This is a genomic window from Pseudomonas sp. MF6396 (assembly GCF_002018915.1).
Lineage (GTDB): Bacteria > Pseudomonadota > Gammaproteobacteria > Pseudomonadales > Pseudomonadaceae > Aquipseudomonas > Aquipseudomonas palmensis.
The window spans coordinates 1-655 of the sequence record NZ_MVOK01000095.1 but is presented as its reverse complement, the minus strand read 5'-3'; the positions used below and the strand labels follow the sequence as shown (position 1 = coordinate 655).

At 50.2% G+C, this 655-nt stretch carries 1 protein-coding gene; it reads left to right on the top strand.

Translation table 11 applies throughout. The features are described from left to right. Positions 1-173 precede the first annotated feature (173 nt). Entirely contained in the window at positions 174-494 is a 321-nt protein-coding gene (locus tag MF6396_RS29690) for a c-type cytochrome biogenesis protein CcmI/CycH (RefSeq protein ID WP_032677089.1), read from the top strand. The last annotated feature ends 161 nt before the right edge of the window (positions 495-655 follow it).

The following is a 655-nucleotide window of genomic DNA, read 5'->3' as shown; positions in this document are numbered from 1 at the left end:
CATCATTTCCATACTGATCACCCTGTGTTCTCCTGCTCAAAAATTGAGCAGAAGCAGTTGAACACCTGGGTCAGTTTTCAGTCGGCAGAACAGCCTCTACTGGGTCAGTTTTCGGTCAGCGGCAACAGATTAACCATGTTGCTGGCTTGCCACCAACACCGCTCAAGGTACGGGTGGACATTTCCCCGGAAATTTTCGAAAAGGTCGCTTTGGATGACAGTGTGTTCGTTTTCGTACAGACGCTATCGGGCTCCAAGGTACCTCTCGCTACCATACGACTTAAGGTCTCAAGTCTGCCGGCCGAGGTGGAGTTTTCAGGCGCTGATGCAATAGTTACCAGCAACACCTTATCGCAGACAGCCGCGATTCAAGTGACTGCTAGGGTCTCTAGGGGAGGGAAGAGTAGGTCGGGGGAATGGTTGGGCCGAAGCTCGACGACATTAAATTCGAAGAGCGCTAGGCTGAAGCTTACGATCAACCTTCCGGATATCTGATCGACTGCACCGCAAAGTGCTGTTGCCAGGTACTGTAAAATAGAAGAGTGAGCACTTGATTTGCTGGTGCTTTCAAACAACGGTGTTGTTTTTTTAACAGCCGAACTGGAAAGGGAGGCTGAGCTGCTCAGTGATCACTTTATCCGTTGGCTGATTTACGC